General features: G+C 38.5%; 19 protein-coding genes. 5 read left to right on the top strand and 14 right to left on the bottom strand.

The window, feature by feature from the left end:
* Position 1 precedes the first annotated feature (1 nt).
* Positions 2 to 2,122, bottom strand: coding sequence for a UDP-forming cellulose synthase catalytic subunit (gene bcsA / locus BTA34_RS16685; protein WP_151436503.1), 2,121 nt, complete (start codon positions 2,120 to 2,122; stop codon positions 2 to 4).
* Positions 2,123 to 2,293: 171 nt separating this feature from the next.
* Entirely contained in the window at positions 2,294 to 2,692 is a 399-nt protein-coding gene (locus BTA34_RS16680) for a hypothetical protein (RefSeq protein WP_151436502.1), read from the bottom strand.
* 1,366 nt (positions 2,693 to 4,058) lie between these two features.
* Between BTA34_RS16680 and BTA34_RS16675 the strand changes: the two genes are divergently transcribed.
* The 3 genes from BTA34_RS16675 to BTA34_RS16665 all read left to right on the top strand — a co-directional run bounded on the left by BTA34_RS16675 (position 4,059) and on the right by BTA34_RS16665 (position 6,374).
* A complete protein-coding gene (locus BTA34_RS16675; protein WP_151436501.1) occupies positions 4,059 to 4,610 on the top strand; it encodes an NADAR family protein in 552 nt (183 codons plus the stop codon).
* Positions 4,611 to 4,768: 158 nt separating this feature from the next.
* Positions 4,769 to 5,680, top strand: coding sequence for an N-acetylglucosamine kinase (gene nagK, locus BTA34_RS16670; protein ID WP_151436500.1), 912 nt, complete (start codon positions 4,769 to 4,771; stop codon positions 5,678 to 5,680).
* A gap of 109 nt (positions 5,681 to 5,789) precedes the next feature.
* Positions 5,790 to 6,374, top strand: a complete 585-nt coding sequence (locus tag BTA34_RS16665; protein ID WP_151436499.1) for a rhomboid family intramembrane serine protease — start codon at positions 5,790 to 5,792, stop codon at positions 6,372 to 6,374.
* A gap of 19 nt (positions 6,375 to 6,393) precedes the next feature.
* Here BTA34_RS16665 and satP read toward each other — a convergent pair whose 3' ends face one another.
* Positions 6,394 to 6,957, bottom strand: a complete 564-nt coding sequence (gene satP / locus BTA34_RS16660; RefSeq protein WP_151436498.1) for an acetate uptake transporter — start codon at positions 6,955 to 6,957, stop codon at positions 6,394 to 6,396.
* Between the two features lie 359 nt (positions 6,958 to 7,316).
* Between satP and BTA34_RS16655 the strand changes: the two genes are divergently transcribed.
* Complete coding sequence (locus tag BTA34_RS16655) at positions 7,317 to 7,724, top strand: YgiW/YdeI family stress tolerance OB fold protein (protein ID WP_151436497.1); 408 nt, start codon at positions 7,317 to 7,319, stop codon at positions 7,722 to 7,724.
* A gap of 477 nt (positions 7,725 to 8,201) precedes the next feature.
* A complete protein-coding gene (locus BTA34_RS16650; RefSeq protein ID WP_151436496.1) occupies positions 8,202 to 8,648 on the top strand; it encodes a DUF411 domain-containing protein in 447 nt (148 codons plus the stop codon).
* A 167-nt stretch (positions 8,649 to 8,815) separates the two neighbouring features.
* On the opposite strand, the gene glmS is transcribed toward BTA34_RS16650, so the two are convergent.
* The 11 genes from glmS to atpI all read right to left on the bottom strand — a co-directional run bounded on the left by glmS (position 8,816) and on the right by atpI (position 19,259).
* A complete protein-coding gene (glmS, locus tag BTA34_RS16645; protein ID WP_151436495.1) occupies positions 8,816 to 10,642 on the bottom strand; it encodes a glutamine--fructose-6-phosphate transaminase (isomerizing) in 1,827 nt (608 codons plus the stop codon).
* A gap of 161 nt (positions 10,643 to 10,803) precedes the next feature.
* A complete protein-coding gene (glmU, locus tag BTA34_RS16640) occupies positions 10,804 to 12,177 on the bottom strand; it encodes a bifunctional UDP-N-acetylglucosamine diphosphorylase/glucosamine-1-phosphate N-acetyltransferase GlmU (protein ID WP_151436494.1) in 1,374 nt (457 codons plus the stop codon).
* A gap of 152 nt (positions 12,178 to 12,329) precedes the next feature.
* Entirely contained in the window at positions 12,330 to 12,746 is a 417-nt protein-coding gene (locus tag BTA34_RS16635; protein WP_006534340.1) for a F0F1 ATP synthase subunit epsilon, read from the bottom strand.
* Between the two features lie 21 nt (positions 12,747 to 12,767).
* Positions 12,768 to 14,150 (bottom strand): F0F1 ATP synthase subunit beta, encoded by a 1,383-nt coding sequence (gene atpD / locus BTA34_RS16630; protein WP_023583323.1) that lies wholly within the window; start codon positions 14,148 to 14,150, stop codon positions 12,768 to 12,770.
* A 34-nt stretch (positions 14,151 to 14,184) separates the two neighbouring features.
* On the bottom strand, positions 14,185 to 15,048 hold the full coding sequence (gene atpG, locus BTA34_RS16625) for a F0F1 ATP synthase subunit gamma (protein WP_006534342.1): 864 nt from the start codon (positions 15,046 to 15,048) through the stop codon (positions 14,185 to 14,187).
* 58 nt (positions 15,049 to 15,106) lie between these two features.
* Positions 15,107 to 16,648, bottom strand: coding sequence for a F0F1 ATP synthase subunit alpha (gene atpA, locus BTA34_RS16620; protein WP_006534343.1), 1,542 nt, complete (start codon positions 16,646 to 16,648; stop codon positions 15,107 to 15,109).
* 14 nt (positions 16,649 to 16,662) lie between these two features.
* Positions 16,663 to 17,196 carry a F0F1 ATP synthase subunit delta gene (atpH, locus tag BTA34_RS16615; RefSeq protein WP_006534344.1) on the bottom strand — a complete coding sequence of 178 codons (534 nt, stop codon included), beginning with the start codon at positions 17,194 to 17,196 and terminating at the stop codon, positions 16,663 to 16,665.
* Positions 17,197 to 17,208: 12 nt separating this feature from the next.
* Positions 17,209 to 17,679: a F0F1 ATP synthase subunit B gene (gene atpF, locus BTA34_RS16610; RefSeq protein ID WP_036914499.1), complete on the bottom strand. Its 471-nt coding sequence runs from the start codon at positions 17,677 to 17,679 to the stop codon at positions 17,209 to 17,211.
* A gap of 61 nt (positions 17,680 to 17,740) precedes the next feature.
* Positions 17,741 to 17,980 (bottom strand): F0F1 ATP synthase subunit C, encoded by a 240-nt coding sequence (gene atpE, locus BTA34_RS16605; protein WP_004246596.1) that lies wholly within the window; start codon positions 17,978 to 17,980, stop codon positions 17,741 to 17,743.
* 45 nt (positions 17,981 to 18,025) lie between these two features.
* On the bottom strand, positions 18,026 to 18,850 hold the full coding sequence (atpB, locus tag BTA34_RS16600; RefSeq protein WP_100157813.1) for a F0F1 ATP synthase subunit A: 825 nt from the start codon (positions 18,848 to 18,850) through the stop codon (positions 18,026 to 18,028).
* A gap of 31 nt (positions 18,851 to 18,881) precedes the next feature.
* Positions 18,882 to 19,259 (bottom strand): F0F1 ATP synthase subunit I, encoded by a 378-nt coding sequence (atpI, locus tag BTA34_RS16595; RefSeq protein ID WP_151436493.1) that lies wholly within the window; start codon positions 19,257 to 19,259, stop codon positions 18,882 to 18,884.
* Between the last annotated feature and the right edge of the window lie 573 nt (positions 19,260 to 19,832).

The following is a 19,832-nucleotide window of genomic DNA, read 5'->3' as shown; positions in this document are numbered from 1 at the left end:
CTTAGTCATCCCCGTTAATAGATTGCACAGAGAGTGAAGCTTTTGCTTTCGTTCTTGTTGCTGGCGCTTTCACTTTTTGGCGACGACCAAAGAACAGTTCAAAAATACAACGTGTAATACCCGCCAATTCTTTAAATGGCTTGTCTTTATAATCAGCTTGATGGATCCATGCATCAGCACGACCAAAGACAATGCGCACCAATTTACGACGAAGATTTAAATCAATAGGTAAGAATTCAAGACGTAGTTGATTGCTTTCTAAACTCACCATATCAACAGGAACGGTAACTTCATCTCGTTGTACATTCAGGGTGATTGAAGTGACATTACGTTGGCGAAGTTCAGACATTTTATTTACGGCAATACGAACGCCACCCATTGAAATATCTTCTGTGGTCGTTGTTAATTCAGCGCCATCATCAAAATGTAACGTAATCGGTAAAGATGCGTTGATCCGAGTATTTTTACGAATTTGTCGCGTCTCTTTACCTACTGCAATAGAGGCTAGAATGATAAATAAACTGTAAGTTGCCCAAGTAAGGTTTAAAACAATAACCAGTGGGTCAATACCTTGGAAGTCATTTAATAAGTAACGGACAACAACCCATGAAATCCCAGTGATAAGAAGAAGTGCAGTGATAATTAATGGACGTACAGTGAGGTAATCCATATAGCTTTTATCAAGCAAGTCACCTTTATCTGTTACGTTAAATTTACCTAATTTTGGTGAAACTAAACTCAGTAAGGTAGGTAATACCAAACTAAATGCCATGACGGTTTCATAAATTTCCCCCCAAAAAGAGTAACGGTATTTACCGATATTTTTCGAGTTGACATAAACCGACATGATTAAGTGTGGTAATGCATAGGCAAATATCATGCTTGCGGATGAAGCGATAATATTAAGGTTAAATAACATAAACAGTAATGGTGCAGTCAAGAAGATGATACGAGGCAAACCGTACTGAAAGTGGAGCATGGCATTGAGATAACATAAACGCTGAGGGAATGTTAAACCACGACCCAACATTGGATTATCAACACGGAATATCTGTGTCATTCCTCTAGCCCAACGAATACGTTGGTTAACGTGTAATGCTAAACGTTCTGTTGCAAGGCCTGCGGCTAAAGGAATATCAATAAATGCTGAGTTCCAACCTAAACGCTGTAATTTAAGCGCAGTGTGTGCATCTTCGGTAACCGTTTCAACAGCAATCCCTCCGATTTCTTCAAGAGCGCTACGACGCATAACAGCACATGAACCACAGAAGAATGTCGCATTCCAGTTATCATTACCACGTTGAACAGGACCATAGAAAAGTGCGCCTTCATGGGGTGCATCTTTAGCCGCACTTAAATTACGTTCAAATGGGTCTGCTGAGTAGAAATAGTGTGGTGTTTGGATCAGCGCTAATTTTGGGTCTTCAAGGAAGCTACCTACTGTTGCTTGCAAGAAAATACGTGTTGAGATGTGGTCACAGTCAAAAACGCAGATTAGCTCACCGTCTGTTAATCCCATCGCATGATTTAAGTTACCCGCTTTAGCGTGATCATGAACTTCACGTTCAATGTAAGTTACACCAACATCACCCGCGAATTGCTTAAATTCTTCACGACTACCATCATCCAATATATAAACTTTCATTTTATCTTGTGGATAATCGATAGCTTGTGCAGCAAGGACGGTATCACGCACAACATCCAAACTTTCGTTATATGTTGGAATATAAATATCAACAGTAGGCCATTGAGAAACATCTTTAGGTAAAGGGGCTATTTTTCTATTTAATGGCCATGAGGTTTGGAAATATCCTAGGACTAATATTATCCAAGAATAAATCTCCGCCATAAATAAACCACTACCTAAAACAGCCTCGATAGTTGTATTAAAATTTAAGGTATTTGTTGCACGCCAGTAGAGATAACGCGTTGACATCAACAATGAAATAAAAACCATTGTTAATAATCGTTTTTTTGATTTTTTAAAACCGACAACAAATAACAACAATATATTGATAATACCGAATATATATTGTTGTTCGGCGCTCATTGGCATAACAATGAGTGAAAACATTGTTATCAATAGAAAAGCCGTAATTAATGTTTTAAATATTTTATTCATAAACCCATACCTTTGTCATCGCCATAGATCTTTTCTTAAGACAAAGGCACCCTATCGACATTAATAAATATCGAAAAGAAATAAACTTATCTTAAAAAATAAAATAACAATGGCTAAAGATTGACACCAGTCAATATTATTTATTTACACAAAGAGTTTTACTTATTTAGATTAGACAGAGGCAATAAATGACAATATATCTTTTAGTGATATATTTTCATGGGCATGAACTCTATCCGTTTCTTTGTTATCAAATATTTTATTATCTGCTAACAAATTTTCATTACTCTTAATTAAATTGTCTTTCTTTGCTTTAACAACTAAAGCATCCTGGTGATAAGAAGGAATAGACGATGAAGTAACAGGCTGTTTTGGTTCGTTTTTCACGACAAGTGAAGTTTCAGAAAACGTGTTATTACTCAAATTACTAATTTTATTATTATCTTCTTTATTTATAACTACTGATTCTATTTTATTATCAATATCTTGTATTGTAGAGGAAGAAAACTCTTGAAAAGCAAAGGCATCTTCCTGAAACTTATTTTTTAGGTTACTAATATCATCATACATAGTGTGGCCCCTTTAATAACAGTACTCTAAACCTTGTTCAATAATTTGATGCTCATCCAAAATAAGGAAGAGAGAACCTTATAGATAATTTTTACAATAAGTTAAAAATATATCTTTATAAATTCATATTTAAACTCTCATTAAATCATCAATTAATGAACATCAACTATGTAGGGTAAAATAATCTTATAAATACTAATCTATTTAATTACAAATAAGCATCATCCGATTAGGAGTAATGATTATTTAATTTAAATTGTATAATTATTTTAATGAAAAAGACAACATCAAAAAAAGTGTAAAAAGTAAAACGCTACTCATTTTCACTTTATAAAAATGGGTACTTCTACTTAATCTTATATTTATTATTACTATCAAAAATAGCGTCTTTTTTACCTAAAAAAATAGGTTTTTAAACCAGATAATAACTAGAGTTAATTAATAACAATTTGTATAAATTTTATAAAAATAAAATTCTAAAATAATTATTTATTGATATTATTTCTTCTAAAAACCAAAGAACCCATCAAGATCAATTTTAATAAACCCTCTTTTTTCCATTCCAAAAAAGACTAAAAAAATAACAACTAAAAATAGAAAGGATTATTTATTCATATTGATCATCATCAAAATAGCCCCCTTTTTTACACCCAAAAGTTGTGTTTATTGCTTTTTATCATATTACGATCGGTCTATTTCACTGAGAAAAAAATAAAATATATCAGTATTGGTTAAGTTTTAGAAAAAAACATCAAAATAAAAGACAAAAATAGATTATCAATCTATGATTGGTTTTATTATTTACTTATAGTAAATACCGCTAAGAATAACCTGTATTACAGAATAATTAACTTAAGTAATATTTTACCTATAAAACAATATTGTTAATTTAGCTTAACAAACGCACAAGCGTGACCTAGTTCAAATAATAAATGTAACAATGAAAATTAACGTATCAATTAACATAAGTTGTTAATTTAATTATATAATAACCATTATATTAGTTATAAATACCAATAATTAGTATAAATACCGATAAATACACTTTTTTATATTAGAAATACTTAATTAACTACACCTTTATACTAAGTAAGCAATATCGTTTTAAGATTATCCTTTTGTGTGATTATATAAATAAAGAGGCTCTTTAGCTCAATTCTTTTAAGAGTAATCCTAGTAATCTAAGCGCTATTTTTTTATCATTCAGCAAAAATAAGTCTAATTAAGATTAATTTTATAAGAATAATTCAAAATAGCGGAATCGCTTCACCTATAAGCAGAATAGCAAAAAGGCACTCTATCCTTCTTTACTTCTATGCTATCTTTATAAAGTGAATGAGGAGTATTCAACATAACGGGAAAAAAGATGGATTTAGAACAATTAAAAAAAGAATTTCGGGCAGGAAAGAAAATAAAGTACATCTACTTTTGGGGACACAAAAGTAAAGGCAATGACATCGCAAAAAGTTGCTTTAGCCAATGGTATCCTGCACCTTTTATATTAGATGATGTACGTTATGCCAGCGCTGAGCACTGTATGATGGCTGAAAAAGCGAAGCTATTTAATGATATAGAAGTCAGAAAGCGCATTATTACTGCATCTAATCCAGGCTCTGCGAAAGCATTAGGCAGAGAAGTAAAAGGATTTGACCAAGGTATTTGGGAACAACACCGTATGGATATTGTTATTCGTGCCAATATCGCTAAGTTTTCCCAAAATGAAGAGCTTGGTAAATTTCTGATTTCAACAGGCAATCGTGTGCTTGTTGAAGCAAGCCCCGTTGATAAAATATGGGGAGTCGGTTTAAGTGAGCAAGGCAATGAGATTAACAATCCTCTACTTTGGAATGGATTAAATTTATTAGGCTTTGCTCTAATGAAAGTACGTAGTGTTTTGATTGAAAGTAGTAATCAATAGATAAAGAAAACTCAACTGTCACCAATCACTGTTCTTCTTTAACCTAGTGTATATAAGCAGTAGAGATAACTTAAGTATTGACTGAAATAGAAATGGCCACGTAACGACAACCTTGTCGTTGCTATAAATAATATTTACAGAATAATTAAGAGACTGATATGTATTATGGTTTTGATATGGGCGGCACAAAAATAGAGCTTGCCGTTTTTGATAAAGATCTGACTCAAGTGTGGCAAAAACGAGTTCCTACACCTAAAAATGATTATCCGGCATTATTGAATGTTTTTAAGGAACTGACCTTAGAAGCTGACATTGAATTAGGATGTAGAGGAAAAATCGGGGTTGGTGTTCCTGGTATTGTGAATGCAAAAGAAGGAACAGTATTTACTACTAATGTTCCAGCAGCGAAATACAAACCTATGGTTCATGATCTTGCACATATACTCAATAGACCGGTTAAAGTTGAAAATGATGCTAACTGCTTTGCCTTATCGGAAGCATGGGACCCCGAATTTCGTCATCATCCTTCTGTACTTGGACTTATTTTAGGCACTGGTGTTGGTGGCGGTTTTGTTATTGATGGCAAAGTATTGTCTGGCAAGAATGGAATTGCCGGTGAAATTGGGCATATGAATCTGAATGTGGACGCAGATAACGTGATTGGCGAGACAATGCCAAAAATCATCTGCGGTTGTGGCAAAAAAGCGTGTTTTGAAACTTATTTATCTGGTCGTGGTTTTGAACGTATGTATAAGGCCTTCAATCACACTCCTAAAAGAGCTGTTGATATTGTTGAGCAATACTATGCTGGAGATAAGAAAACTGAAGAACACGTTGATCGTTATATGAAAGTGTTAGCCATTTATCTAAGTAATATTCTTACTGTGCTTGATCCACATTTAATTGTTGTTGGTGGTGGATTATCACAATTTAATGCGCTGTATGATCAATTGCCCGAATATCTCTCACACTGTGTCTATGGAAGTGCACAAATTCCAGCAATAGAAAAAGCACGTCATGGTGATGCAGGTGGCGCTCGTGGAGCTGCTTGCCTTAATTTATTAGACTAATAAATAAAAAAGAGCCTTTCTTCTTTTTTATTAGAGGCTCTTCTATTTATATTTATAGTTATAGCGTTATAGTGTTTTATCAACGGCATCACATTATTAAGGCTATGTTATGGATAAAGTTTGGTTTAAAAAAAGGCTCACCTTTCTTGGCGGGTTAACTATCATATTAGTCTTACTTCAACTTATTAACTCACTATTCCCCATATCTCTTTTCCAATGGGGGATTATTCCAAGAACGGGTGAAGGTTTAATTGGTATTTTTATCGCGCCTTTCATTCATGGATCTTGGTCCCATCTATTTAGTAACCTACTCCCGTTTCTTATTCTTAGCTTTTTATCCATGACACAATCTCTACGAGAATATGTGCTATCCAGCATATTTATTATTATCGTAAGCGGTTTATTAGTTTGGATTTTTGGACGAAATGCTATTCATGTTGGTGCAAGTGGGTGGATTTTTGGATTATGGTCTTTACTTATTGCTCACGCTTTTACTCGGCATAAAATAATCGATATTGTTATTGCACTCTTTGTTCTATTCTATTACGGATCAATGGCATATGGTTTAATTCCGGGACAATTAGGTGTATCAACAGAATCACATATTTCCGGTGTCGTTGCCGGGTTACTTTATGCATGGTGTGCAAGAAAATTAATACGCCGTAAAAGCCAAGTAGTAGAAGTGGCTAAATAGCCACTTCTTTATAAAGCGGTTACTTGTGACCAATTGGCAGTATTGTTCTGCCATACATCTCATTTAATACTTCAGCCATTGCAAGATAAAAAGCACTGGCACCACAAATAATACCTTCAAAACCTGCAACTTTTAAAATCAGTGCATTACCTGTGATATTTCCTATCGCCAGTAATGCAAATAAAATGGTCAGACTTAAAAAGACAAACTGGAGTGCTCTATTGGCTTTTAATGTGCCAATAAACATGAAAAAGGTAAAAATTCCCCATAACGCTAAAAATACACCTAAAAAGAGAGGTGTTGTCGGTTCACTTAAGCCCATCACGGGTAATAACCAAATTCCGACCAATGTTACCCAAAAAAAGCCGTAAGAGGTAAATGCAGTGGCTCCAAAAGTATTGCCTTTTTTGAACTCAAAAATTCCAGCAATAACTTGTGCGATCCCACCATAAAAAATTCCCATACTCATAATGACTGAGACTACGGGGAAAAAACCGGCATTATGTATGTTCAACAAAATCGTTGTCATACCAAAACCCATTAAACCTAATGGACCCGGATTGGCAATGCGTTCGTTAGTCATAAAACCTAAAACCTCTAAAAATAATAGGGGAAAATTAAAAAAAATTTGAAGGCGCTGGATGATAAGAGGTAATACATCTAAAAACAATGATCCTACAGGGTATATATTTGAATAACGGTCTACACTGATCCTAAGGGGAAATAACTAGAGGATTTAACTTAAAGAAAAGAAGTCTTTAGTGATAGATACTTACATTGGAAAAAACAACACTATAAAATATAACTCTGGCTTTTAAATCACACCATCAATCATTTGATACATTAATACCTAGATTTACCTTTACATACTTTTTTATATATAAAACTGAAATAAAATAAGTACCATAATTAGTTATATTTTAACCAAAAAGCGAGCTTGATATGAAAAAAATTCTTGTATTATTAATTGGTAGTACGTTGGCTTTTGCATCTCAAGCCAATACAACATCTCATAATAATGGTGGTTTTGTTTCTCCTCAAGGCACTACCCAATCAAGTGCAGATCAAGGGGGATTTAAAGGTCCTTCCATTAGCGAAACCACTGTTGCAAAAGCAAAAGATCTTTCCGATGACACTTGGGTTATCTTAACGGGCAAAATTACCAAGAAAATTGGTGATGAGCTGTATGTTTTTGAAGACAGCACTGGCGGTATCAATGTGGATATCGACAATAAAAGATGGCGTGGACAAACAGTTACACCAGATAATACCGTCAGAATTGAAGGTAAAGTTGATAAAGAATGGACAAGTACTGAGATCGACGTAAAACAAATTACCATTATCAAATAATTACCATCAAATAATTTGTATTTAAATTAAACATAGTCTGTTTATTATAAAAGCTAATATATTGAAATATATTAGCTTTTTATTTTTTACTTTTTTATATTTTAGTTTAATCAATAAATTTGGACCCTTTATACAAATTTCTCCGCTTTAACCTCCGGTTAAGTTTAGGTTTATAGTCATTTAAAGTTAAAGCACAAATACTCTTCGCAAGAGGTGATTTAACTTAATGAGATACCCTCAACTCTACGTTTACCCTGTTTTCTCCATTTTGAGCCTGCTATGCAGGCTTTTTTCTTTTTATATCGGGTTATATTCCCGAAAAGCATCAAAAAAGGGTCAGCAAAGTATTATTTATATCTTTGTTTTCTATAAATATTTTTTTACAAAACTCTACGCGTTTATACCTTAATTAAATTGACCTTCCCGTAGGGGGAAAGATTAGTGTTTCGTCTATCAACTTAATAAAAGGAATGAACAATGAAAAAATTATTACTGCCTTCTGTCATTGCAATCTCTGCTTTTACAAGTACAGCTTATGCTTCTAATAATATTGTTGAGGTTTATAAAACAGAGAGTTGTGGATGCTGTACGTTATGGGCTGATGGTATGAAAGAAGCCGGTTTTAACATTAAAGTGAATATTGTTTCAGAAACACAATTAATGGAAAAATATCAACAAGCAGGTGTACCCAATAATTTATTAAGTTGCCACTTTGCGACTTATCAAGGTAAAGATTTAGTTGGGCACATCCCTGTCGATAGCTTAAAAAATATCAACTTAGTGGATAAATCTAAATCGGGTATTGCGGTTGCAGGAATGCCCGCAGGTAGTTTAGGTATGTATGCAGGTGATTACAAAGAGCCTTACCAAGTGATCGCCTTTGATAAATCAGGTAACCAATCCCTGTTTAAGTCTTACAACTAGTTTTGTTTTTACTGTTGTGTTGTTTTAATAGCAATATATCTCTCCGATGGTGCTATTTTCCTCTGCCTGTTATCGATTTACGGGCAGAGTTTTATTTTCTAGACATAAAAAAACCAGCCTGCTTTTTACAGCATAACTGGTTTTTTTTAGAATAAAGCTAACTTTATTTATTCAACTGTAACCGATTTTGCTAAGTTACGAGGTTGGTCTACATCAGTGCCTTTAATTAACGCCACATGATAAGACAACAACTGTAATGGTACGGTATAGAAAATAGGCGCGATAAGCTCTTCAACATGAGGTAAAGAAATTAACTTCATCGTTTCATTTTCTTCAAAGCCCGCATCTTGATCCGCAAACACATACAGTAAGCCACCACGCGCACGTACTTCTTCAATATTAGATTTTAATTTTTCTAATAATTCATTGTTTGGCGCAATTATGATAACTGGCATATCCGCATCAATTAATGCTAATGGGCCATGTTTTAATTCACCCGCAGCATAAGCTTCTGCATGAATATAAGAGATCTCTTTTAGCTTTAATGCACCTTCTACCGCAATCGGGTATTGATCGCCACGACCTAAGAATAAAGCGTGACTTTTTTCTGAGAAGTCTTCAGCTAACGCTTCAATCACTTTATCTTTCGATAACATGCTTTCAATACGGCTTGGTAATGCGTGTAATGCCGTTGAAACTTCTTGCTCTAATGTCGCGAAACCTTTAATACGTCCCATATATGCCACCAGCATTAATAGAACGGTTAACTGTGTGGTAAATGCTTTAGTTGATGCCACACCAATTTCAGCACCCGCTTTAGTCATTAAAACAAATTCAGATTCACGAACTAAAGAAGAGCCAGCAACGTTACAAATCGCCAGTGATGATAAATATCCTAACTCTTTAGATAAACGTAAAGCTGCCAATGTATCAGCCGTTTCACCTGATTGAGATAATGTGATCAATAAGCTATTACGGCGAGTTGCTGGTTTACGGTAGCGATATTCTGATGCAATTTCGACATCACAAGGAATACCCGCTAAAGATTCAAACCAATAACGTGAAACCATACCGGCATTATAAGAAGTCCCACAAGCGACAATTTGAATATGTTCAACTTTAGATAAGATATCTTCAGCTTTAGATCCTAGTTCACTGAGATCAATCGTTTCTGATTTTAAACGACCTTCAAGCGTGTTTTTAATCGCGAGAGGCTGTTCATAGATCTCTTTTTGCATGTAGTGACGGTAAACACCTTTATCACCTGCATCGTATTGAACATTTGATTCAATCGTATCACGCACAACTTCTTCGCCATTCACATCAAAAATATGAACATGGCGACGAGTGACCTCAACAATATCCCCTTCTTCAAGGTAGATAAAGCGACGAGTAACAGGTAATAGAGCTAATTGGTCAGAAGCAAGGAAGTTTTCACCCACGCCCAAACCTACCACCAGCGGGCTACCAGAGCGAGCAGCAACTAATAACTCAGGTGTACGGCTATCCATAATAACGGTACCGTAAGCACCACGTAATTGAGGAATAACGCGTTGTACAACTTCACGTAATGTACCGCCTTGGCGCTGTTCCCAGTTAACAAGGTGAGCAATTACTTCAGTGTCAGTTTGAGAAGCAAACTGATACCCTTTTTTAATTAATTCTGCTTTCAGTTCTTGGTAGTTTTCGATAATACCATTATGTACAACGGCAATCGTACCCGATACATGAGGATGCGCATTATCTTCACAAGGTTCACCATGTGTTGCCCAACGTGTATGAGCAATACCTGTACCACCAATCACTTGTGTTTTTTCTGCCTCTTCTGCCAGCATTTGTACTTTGCCAGCTTCTCGCAGACGTGTCATTTTACAGTCATTATCCACAACAGCTAAACCCGCAGAATCATAACCGCGGTATTCTAAACGACGTAAGCCTTCAATTAAGATTTCAGCGATATCGCGTTGTGCAACTGCACCTACTATTCCACACATTGTGTTATTCCTAAAACTGTGCGTTTATTCGCACTTGGATGTCTTATACCTGATTGGTTTGTTCCCCAAGCCATTGTAGAAAGCGGGGATATTTTTTTTGTTTTTAGAATAATAGCGTACAAGAAAAGGGCGCTAATGAAATATACGCCCTTTTCTTAAAATTATTGTTTTTTCTTCACTGGACGTTTCCATCCACTGATATGAGTTTGTTTAACTCGACTGATCACTAATTCGTTTTCATTCACGTTTTTAGTGAGTGTTGTTCCTGCACCAATTGTTGCACCATTAGCAACCGTAACTGGCGCAACTAATTGGGTATCTGAACCAATAAAGACATCATCACCAATCACTGTTTTGGATTTATTCGCACCATCGTAGTTACAAGTAATAGTACCTGCACCGATATTAACATTAGCGCCTACTTCAGTATCGCCTAAGTAAGTCAGATGACCCGCTTTAGAGCCAACACCTAAGCTTGCTTTTTTCATCTCAACAAAGTTACCAACGTGAGCTTTATCCGCTAATTCACTTCCCGGACGAAGGCGTGCAAATGGTCCGACAGTACACTCTTGTGCTAAGTTTGCATCCTCGATCACCGTATAAGGGCTAATAATAGAATTAGCGCCAATCACACAGTTTTTCAGGACACACCCTGTGCCAATTTCAACGTTGTTACCTAAAGTGACATCACCTTCAATAATCACGTTGGTATCAATCACGACGTCTTTACCGTGAGTTAATGTACCACGTAGATCAAAACGAGCAGGATCAAGCAACATAACGCCTTCTAATAATAAACGTTCAGCTTGTTCTGTTTGGTAAATACGTTCTAATGCAGCCAGTTGTAAACGGTTATTCACACCTTCCATTTCACTATGGCGACGAGGGTGAGCCGTTTCAATTTTACGACCTTCTTTATACGCTAACGCGATAATGTCAGTAATGTAATACTCTTTTTGTGCATTGTTATTATTGAGCTTACCTAACCAACGTTTTAAATCACCGCCGTTTGCTACTAAAATACCCGTGTTGATTTCAGTAATTTTGAGTTGTTCTTCAGATGCATCTTTTTGTTCGATAATGCCAGTTACTTCGCCATTTTCACGAACAATACGACCATAACCCGTTGGGTTATCTAAAATAACCGTTAATAAACCAATACCGCCTTCTGGTTTGACTTCAATTAAACGTTCTAACGTTTCTTTGGTGATAAGTGGAACATCACCGTAAAGCATCAGGATATCTTCATCATCAGCAAAGAAAGGCGCGGCTTGTTGCATTGCGTGACCTGTACCTAGTTGCTCTGCTTGTAGTACCCAATTAACGGGTTGTGAACCTAATTTTTCTTTCATTAGTTCACCACCATGCCCATAGACAAGGTGTGTTTGTTGAGCGCCTAATGACTTGGCAGTATCAATCACATGTTGAACCATGGATTTACCCGCAAGTTTATGAAGAACTTTAGGTAACTGTGAATACATGCGGGTGCCTTTTCCCGCAGCAAGAATAACAACGCTTTTAGCTGAATTAGACATAATTAACCCGATAACTCCCGTAAAGAATGGCAAGTAAACCTGTTTATGCCAAATAATACTACATATTTCGTCACACAAAATATTTCATGACGCAAAAAAGCCAGTTAGCGAAGAACCAACTGGCTTTTTTATTCATAGACTGCCTATTTACATCAACGTCGAGTCAATTCGATTACACGTAGTTTTGCAATCGCTTTGGCTAATTCTGCTGATGCTTGAGCATAATCAACATCACCATGAGAGGATTGAATGTGTTCTTCAGCTTTACGCTTAGATTCTAACGCTTTCGCTTCATCCAAATCACGACCACGGATAGCTGTATCTGCCAGTACAATGACGCCAGTCGGCTGAACTTCGAGAATACCACCTGAAAGGTAGATAACCTCTTCTTCGCCCGATGTTTTTACGACACGTACCATGCCCGGTTTTATGGCAGTTAATAACGGGGTATGCTGCGGATAAATACCCAGCTCACCTTCGCTACCTGTTACCTGAATTCGTTTAACTTCGCCGTCATATAACTGCTTTTCAGCGCTGACAACTTTCAGGTGGAACGATGTATCGGCCATATCAACCTCCCGTCAGCCGTATTAAAGCTTCTTAGCTTTTTCTACTGCTTCTTCGATAGTACCAACCATGTAGAACGCCTGCTCTGGCAGGTGGTCATAATCACCGTTCAGAATACCTTTAAAGCCACGGATAGTGTCTTTCAGGGAAACGAACTTACCTGGTGATCCGGTAAATACTTCAGCAACGAAGAATGGCTGAGATAGGAAGCGCTGGATCTTACGCGCACGCGCAACAACCAGTTTATCTTCTTCTGACAGTTCATCCATACCTAAGATAGCGATGATGTCTTTCAGCTCCTGATAACGTTGCAGGATAGACTGAACACCACGAGCCACATCATAGTGCTCTTGGCCAACTACCAGTGGGTCTAACTGACGACTGGTAGAATCCAGTGGGTCAACCGCAGGGTAGATACCTAATGAAGCAATTTGACGGCTCAGTACAACTGTCGCATCTAAGTGAGCAAACGTTGTTGCTGGTGATGGGTCAGTTAAGTCATCCGCAGGTACGTATACAGCTTGTACAGAGGTAATTGAACCTGTTTTGGTTGAAGTGATACGTTCTTGCAGAACACCCATCTCTTCAGCCAATGTTGGTTGGTAACCTACCGCTGATGGCATACGACCTAACAGTGCTGATACTTCAGTACCGGCTAAGGTGTAACGATAGATGTTATCTACGAATAACAGTACGTCACGACCTTCGTCACGGAATTTCTCAGCCATAGTCAGACCAGTCAGTGCAACACGCAGACGGTTTCCTGGTGGCTCATTCATCTGACCATAAACTAACGATACTTTGTCAAGAACGTTAGAATCTGTCATTTCATGATAGAAGTCGTTACCCTCACGAGTACGCTCACCAACACCAGCAAATACAGAGTAACCTGAGTGCTCGATCGCGATGTTACGGATCAATTCCATCATGTTAACTGTTTTACCAACACCCGCACCACCGAACAGACCTACTTTACCACCTTTAGCGAACGGACAGATTAAGTCCATTACTTTGATACCGGTTTCAAGCAGTTCTTGTGAGTTTGATAACTCTTCGTAGGTTGGTGCTTCACGGTGGATAGACCAACGTTCTTCAGTTGCAATATCACCTTTCATATCGATAGGTGTACCCAGAACGTTCATGATACGTCCCAGAGTTGCTTTACCTACTGGTACTTCAATTGGGTGGCCTAAGTTTTCAACTTTTAAGCCACGGCTTAAACCGTCTGATGTACCCATTGCGATACAACGAACGATACCACCGCCTAACTGTTGCTGAACTTCCAGCACCAGTTTTTCTTTACCATTCATAACCTCAAGAGCGTCGTATACTTTAGGGACGCTATCCTGAGGGAACTCGGCGTCCACTACGGCGCCGATTACCTGGACAATCTTTCCAGTAGCCATCTTGAATCCTCTACGTAATTCGTAAACCTAGCTGTTATACCGCGGCTGCACCAGACACAATTTCTGTAAGTTCCTGAGTAATGCTTGCTTGGCGTGCTTTGTTGTACACCAATTGCAGTTCTTTAATCAGGTTACCACCGTTATCTGTAGCGGCTTTCATCGCGACCATTCGGGCGGCCTGCTCACTCGCTAAGTTCTCTACGACGCTCTGGTAAACTTGCGATTCGATATAACGACGCAGTAAAGTATCCAGTAACGCCTTAGGATCAGGTTCGTACAGATAATCCCAAGATTTTTCTTTCAGCTCTTCATCATCACCTGGTGGTAATGGTAAAACCTGAAGAATTTTAGGCTCTTGAGCCATGGTATTGATGAACTTATTTGCCACCACATACAGTTTATCTAAACGACCTTCGTCATAAGCCTGCAACATGATATTGACTGGACCGATAAGGTCTGACAGTTTTGGATCATCACCCATACCCGTTACTTGACCAACCACATTCCCGCCTACTGAGCCAAAGAATGAAGCGGCTTTAGAACCGATGAGTGCTAAATCTACCTGCACACCTTTTTCAGACCACTCTTTCATGTCTGCCAGCAGTTTTTTGAACAAGTTAATGTTCAAACCACCACACAAACCACGGTCGGTCGAAACAACCAGGTACCCGACACGTTTAACTTCACGCTCTTCGAGGTATGGATGTTTGTATTCCAGATTCCCTAACGCAAGGTGACCAATCACACTGCGCATGGTTTCTGCATAAGGACGGCTGGCTGCCATGCGTTCCTGCGTTTTACGCATTTTCGACGCGGCGACCATCTCCATCGCTTTAGTGATCTTCTGTGTGTTTTGCACACTGGCGATCTTCGAACGTATCTCTTTTGCGCCGGCCATTTCTGCTTCTCCTCATGAACCAGACGGCCTAATGTTTAACTATTAGGCCGAATAGTTATTACCAGGACTGAGTCGCTTTGAAGTTTTCTAGCACGCCTTTCAGCTTCGCTTCGATTTCTTCGTTATAAGTACCAGTCTGGTTGATTTCTTTCAATAAATCAGCATGTTCACGAGAGGCATAAGCTAATAAAGCCGCTTCAAATGGCACAACTTTTGAAATTTCAACATCTTCCAGATAACCACGTTCTGCTGCAAACAGTGATAAAGACTGTTGTGCGACAGACATTGGTTCGTACTGTTTCTGTTTCAGCAATTCAGTCACTTTCTGACCGTGGTTCAATTGTTTACGGGTAGCATCGTCCAGATCGGAAGCGAACTGTGAGAATGCTGCCAGCTCACGATACTGCGCAAGAGCAGTACGGATACCACCAGAAAGTTTCTTCATGATCTTAGTCTGAGCTGCACCACCAACACGAGATACGGAGATCCCTGGGTTAACAGCTGGACGGATACCTGCGTTAAACAGGTTAGATTCTAAGAAGATCTGACCATCGGTAATAGAGATTACGTTCGTAGGAACGAATGCAGAAACGTCCCCTGCTTGCGTTTCGATAATAGGTAACGCAGTCAGAGAGCCGGTTTTACCTTTAACTTCACCATTAGTGAATGCTTCTACGTACTCAGCATTAACGCGAGCAGCACGCTCAAGTAAACGGGAGTGCAGATAGAAAACGTCACCAGGGTATGCTTCACGTCCAGGTGGACGACGAAGTAACAGTGAAATTTGACGGTATGCGACAGCCTGTTTAGACAGGTCATCATAAATAATCAGTGCATCTTCACCACGGTCACGGAAGTATTCACCCATTGCGCAACCAGAATAAGGTGCTAGGTATTGCAGCGCTGCTGATTCTGATGCAGAAGCAACAACAACAATGGTGTTTTCTAACGCGCCATGTTCTTCTAATTTACGAACAACGTTCGAAATAGTAGAGGCTTTCTGACCGATAGCGACATAGATACATTTAATGCCAGAGTCGCGTTGGTTGATGATCGCATCGACAGCCAGAGCAGTTTTACCTGTTTGACGGTCACCGATGATCAATTCACGCTGACCACGACCAATTGGGATCATGGCATCGACGGATTTGTAACCTGTTTGTACAGGCTGATCAACTGATTGACGGTCGATAACACCAGGAGCAATCATCTCAACAGGTGAGAATCCATCATGCTCTACTGCACCTTTACCATCAATCGGCTCACCCAGTGTGTTTACCACACGGCCAAGCAGACCACGCCCAACAGGAACTTCCAGAATACGACCTGTACATTTAACTTTCATGCCTTCTGCTAAGTCAGCATAAGGACCCATCACAACCGCACCAACAGAGTCGCGCTCTAAGTTCAGTGCGATAGCGAAACGGTTACCCGGCAGTGCGATCATCTCACCCTGCATAACTTCGGCTAAACCGTGGATACGAATAATACCGTCACTAACGGATACAATCGTACCTTCATTGTGAGCTTCACTCACTACATTGAACTGAGCAATGCGCTGCTTGATCAGTTCGCTGATTTCAGTGGAATTCAGTTGCATATGCTCCAGTCCCCTTAAGACTGCAAGACGTCAGTTAATCGCTCTAAACGGCCACGAATACTGCCATCGATGACGAGGTCACCGGCGCGTATAATCATGCCTGCGATAACAGACTTATCAATTTTGCAATTCAGCTTCACTTTGCGTGATAGACGTTTTTCCATCGCTGCAGAAATGTTAGCTAGCTGCTGTTTAGTTAGCTCAATGGCAGAAGTTACTTCAACGTCAACCGTTGACTCTAGTACTGCGCGCAATTGAATAAATTGGCTCAATACTTCAGGCAACGTTGATAAACGGCCATTATCAGCCATAACACGAATTAAATTCTGAGCATGACCATCTAATTGTTCGCCACAAAGGTCAACAAAGATGTCAGCCAGTTTTTCTGATGCTAAAGAACCAGAAAGTAATTCGGTTACCTGCTCATTGCGTGCTACTTCAGCGGTGAACGCCAGCATAACCTGCCACTTATCGACAGCCTGGTTTTCCACAGCAAAGTCAAAAGCTGCTTTGGCGTAGGGGCGAGCTACCGTTGCTATTTCAGACATGCCCCTCCCTCCTTACAGTTCAGCGACCAGTTTATCAACGATGTCGCTATTAGCAGCTTCATCCACGGAACGTTCAATAATTTTCTCGGCACCTGCGATAGCCAGCATTGCGACTTGTTTACGAAGTTCTTCACGAGCACGTTTACGCTCTGCATCCAGTTCGGATTGAGCTTGTGCAACGATCTTACTACGTTCTTGCTCTGCTTCTGCTTTAGCATCTTCAATCATTTGAGTGCGTTGTTTATTCGCTGATTCAATGATTGCTTGAGCTTCTGCTTTTGCTTTCGCTAGCTGATCGCCTGCATCGGCTTTCGCTAAATCTAAGTCCTTTTTAGCACGTTCTGCAGATGATAAACCGTCAGCAATTTCTTTTTGACGTTTTTCAATGGCCGCCATAATTGGTGGCCATACGAATTTCATACAGAACAAAACAAACAGGACAAATGCGACGGCCTGGCCGAGGATTGTTGCATTTAAATTCACAGCACAATACCTCTTTCTTGGTTATAAACTAACTTGATGCTTTTACTGCTCATTGCCATCATTAGGCAACAGCAAACATCACGTAAAGGCCCAGACCCACAGCAATCATTGGGATGGCGTCAACCAGACCCATAACGATAAAGAACTGTGTACGCAGAAGAGGGATCAGATCAGGCTGACGAGCAGCACCTTCTAAAAATTTGCCTCCGAGGATTCCGATACCGATTGCAGCACCGATTGCAGCTAAACCCATCATAATAGCGGCAGCCATGTACAGCAGATCCATACTCAGGTTTTCCATGACAGTCTCCAGTTTGTTTCAGTTATTTCTTCAAAGAGTTAATAATTAATGTTCTTCAGATGCCATCGACAGATAGACAATCGTTAGAACCATGAAAATAAATGCTTGTAACGTAATAATCAGTATGTGGAATATCGCCCAAGGAAGGCTTAATAACCACTGTGACCACCACGGTAACAGACCAGCAATAAGAATAAAGATCAGTTCACCTGCATACATGTTACCAAACAGTCGAAGACCGAGGGAAACAGGTTTAGATAGCAGGCTTACCCCTTCCAAGATTAAGTTGACAGGAATAAAAATTGGGTGATTAAAAGGCTGTAAAGTCAGCTCTTTTGTAAACCCTTTTATGCCTTTCATCTTAATGCTATAGAAAAGGATCAGGATAAATACACCAATTGCCATCGATAGAGTAATACTCACGTCCGCAGTCGGAACGATGCGTAACGCTGGTAACCCAAAGATGTGTTCACCGATATAAGGGATGAAGTCGATTGGTAATAAATCCAGGGCATTCATTAACAGCACCCAAACGAACACAGTCAATGCCAAAGGTGCAATGACCTTGCTCTTTCCGTGATACATATCACGGACGCTGCTATCAACGAAACCAATGATCATTTCTACTGCAGTCTGGAATTTTCCCGGTACGCCACTGGTTGCTCTTACTGCTACTTTTCTAAACAGCCATAGGAATAGTGCTCCCATCAGTACTGAAAAGAAAAGTGAGTCAATATTTAACACCCAGAATGATGGCGCATTTTCAGCATGGGGATTGACCAACTCGAAAGTACGTAGGTCCAACTGAAGGTTATTCAGATGGTGACCTATGTAGTCTCTAGTGGTTAATGCTTCTCCTGATGCAGACATGATGCCAATTACCCTTTTGTTGTTAAAAACGCTAACCGTTAATGACGGCTGGTGCAACGACCTGCATAACAAGCACCGCTAAGTAGGTCATGACCAGTGGTGCAAATGCCGCTTTAAACACTCCTAAAGCAACAATCAGCAAGGCTATTGATAATATAACCTTCAACCCTTCACTGAAAGCAAAAAGCCAGTTTATGCGAACTGGAGTTTCTTCGTCGTTGACTTTTTGTAAGCGCATTAACAAAAGAAAAGCAATATTGGGTAACCAACATGCCAACCCGCCTAAAAAAGCCGAAAAACTCCAGTCTGTACTCTTTAAGTAGAAACCCGCACTGAGAATAACAAAAGTCATAAACTGCAAAAATAACAGTTTCAGTGCAACTTTCCCGCTGTAGAGGGAGACAGACATGACGTTTGTATTCTCCAGACTAGCTATCGTAAAAGGTATTACTGAATGATGTATCAAACTGTCTTTGCTATAAAGTGTCAAGTGACAAAAACGAGCAAATTATACGGGGCGTGGCAATGAATTCAATCAATAAGTAGCGAAAAAGTGAAGATTAATTTAAATTTCTTACCAAGGTTCCATTTATGAAAAATGATTAAGAACAAAAAGAGTAAAAATAATAGAGCTGAATAAAATAAATAGCGTGATATGCATCACAAATACAAAAGTATAAATAAAGCTTATTTCATAAATTATATAACGGGGTTAACAAATAAATGCCCTTTTATGAACAATTTAGTGGCAATTGAAAAATAATTAACCGAATTTTAATTAAATAAATTCAATATTTTTATAATGCACAGAATTATTAATTTATTTTGGAAATAAAAAGAGAAAAACCAAGGTTAAAAAGTGAATTAAAACAAAAGATAAGAAATTGTTAATTTATTGTTTTAGTTAGGTGAATTTTAATGTTTCACATAAAACCCCATAAAACAAATGGCGATAACATTGTAAATATTATCGCCAGAGCAC

Source organism: Proteus sp. CD3 (genome assembly GCF_008808075.1).
Classification (GTDB): Bacteria; Pseudomonadota; Gammaproteobacteria; order Enterobacterales; family Enterobacteriaceae; genus Proteus; species Proteus appendicitidis.
The sequence above is the reverse complement of the archived record's forward strand: the minus strand, read 5'-3'. Positions and strand labels throughout refer to the sequence as shown.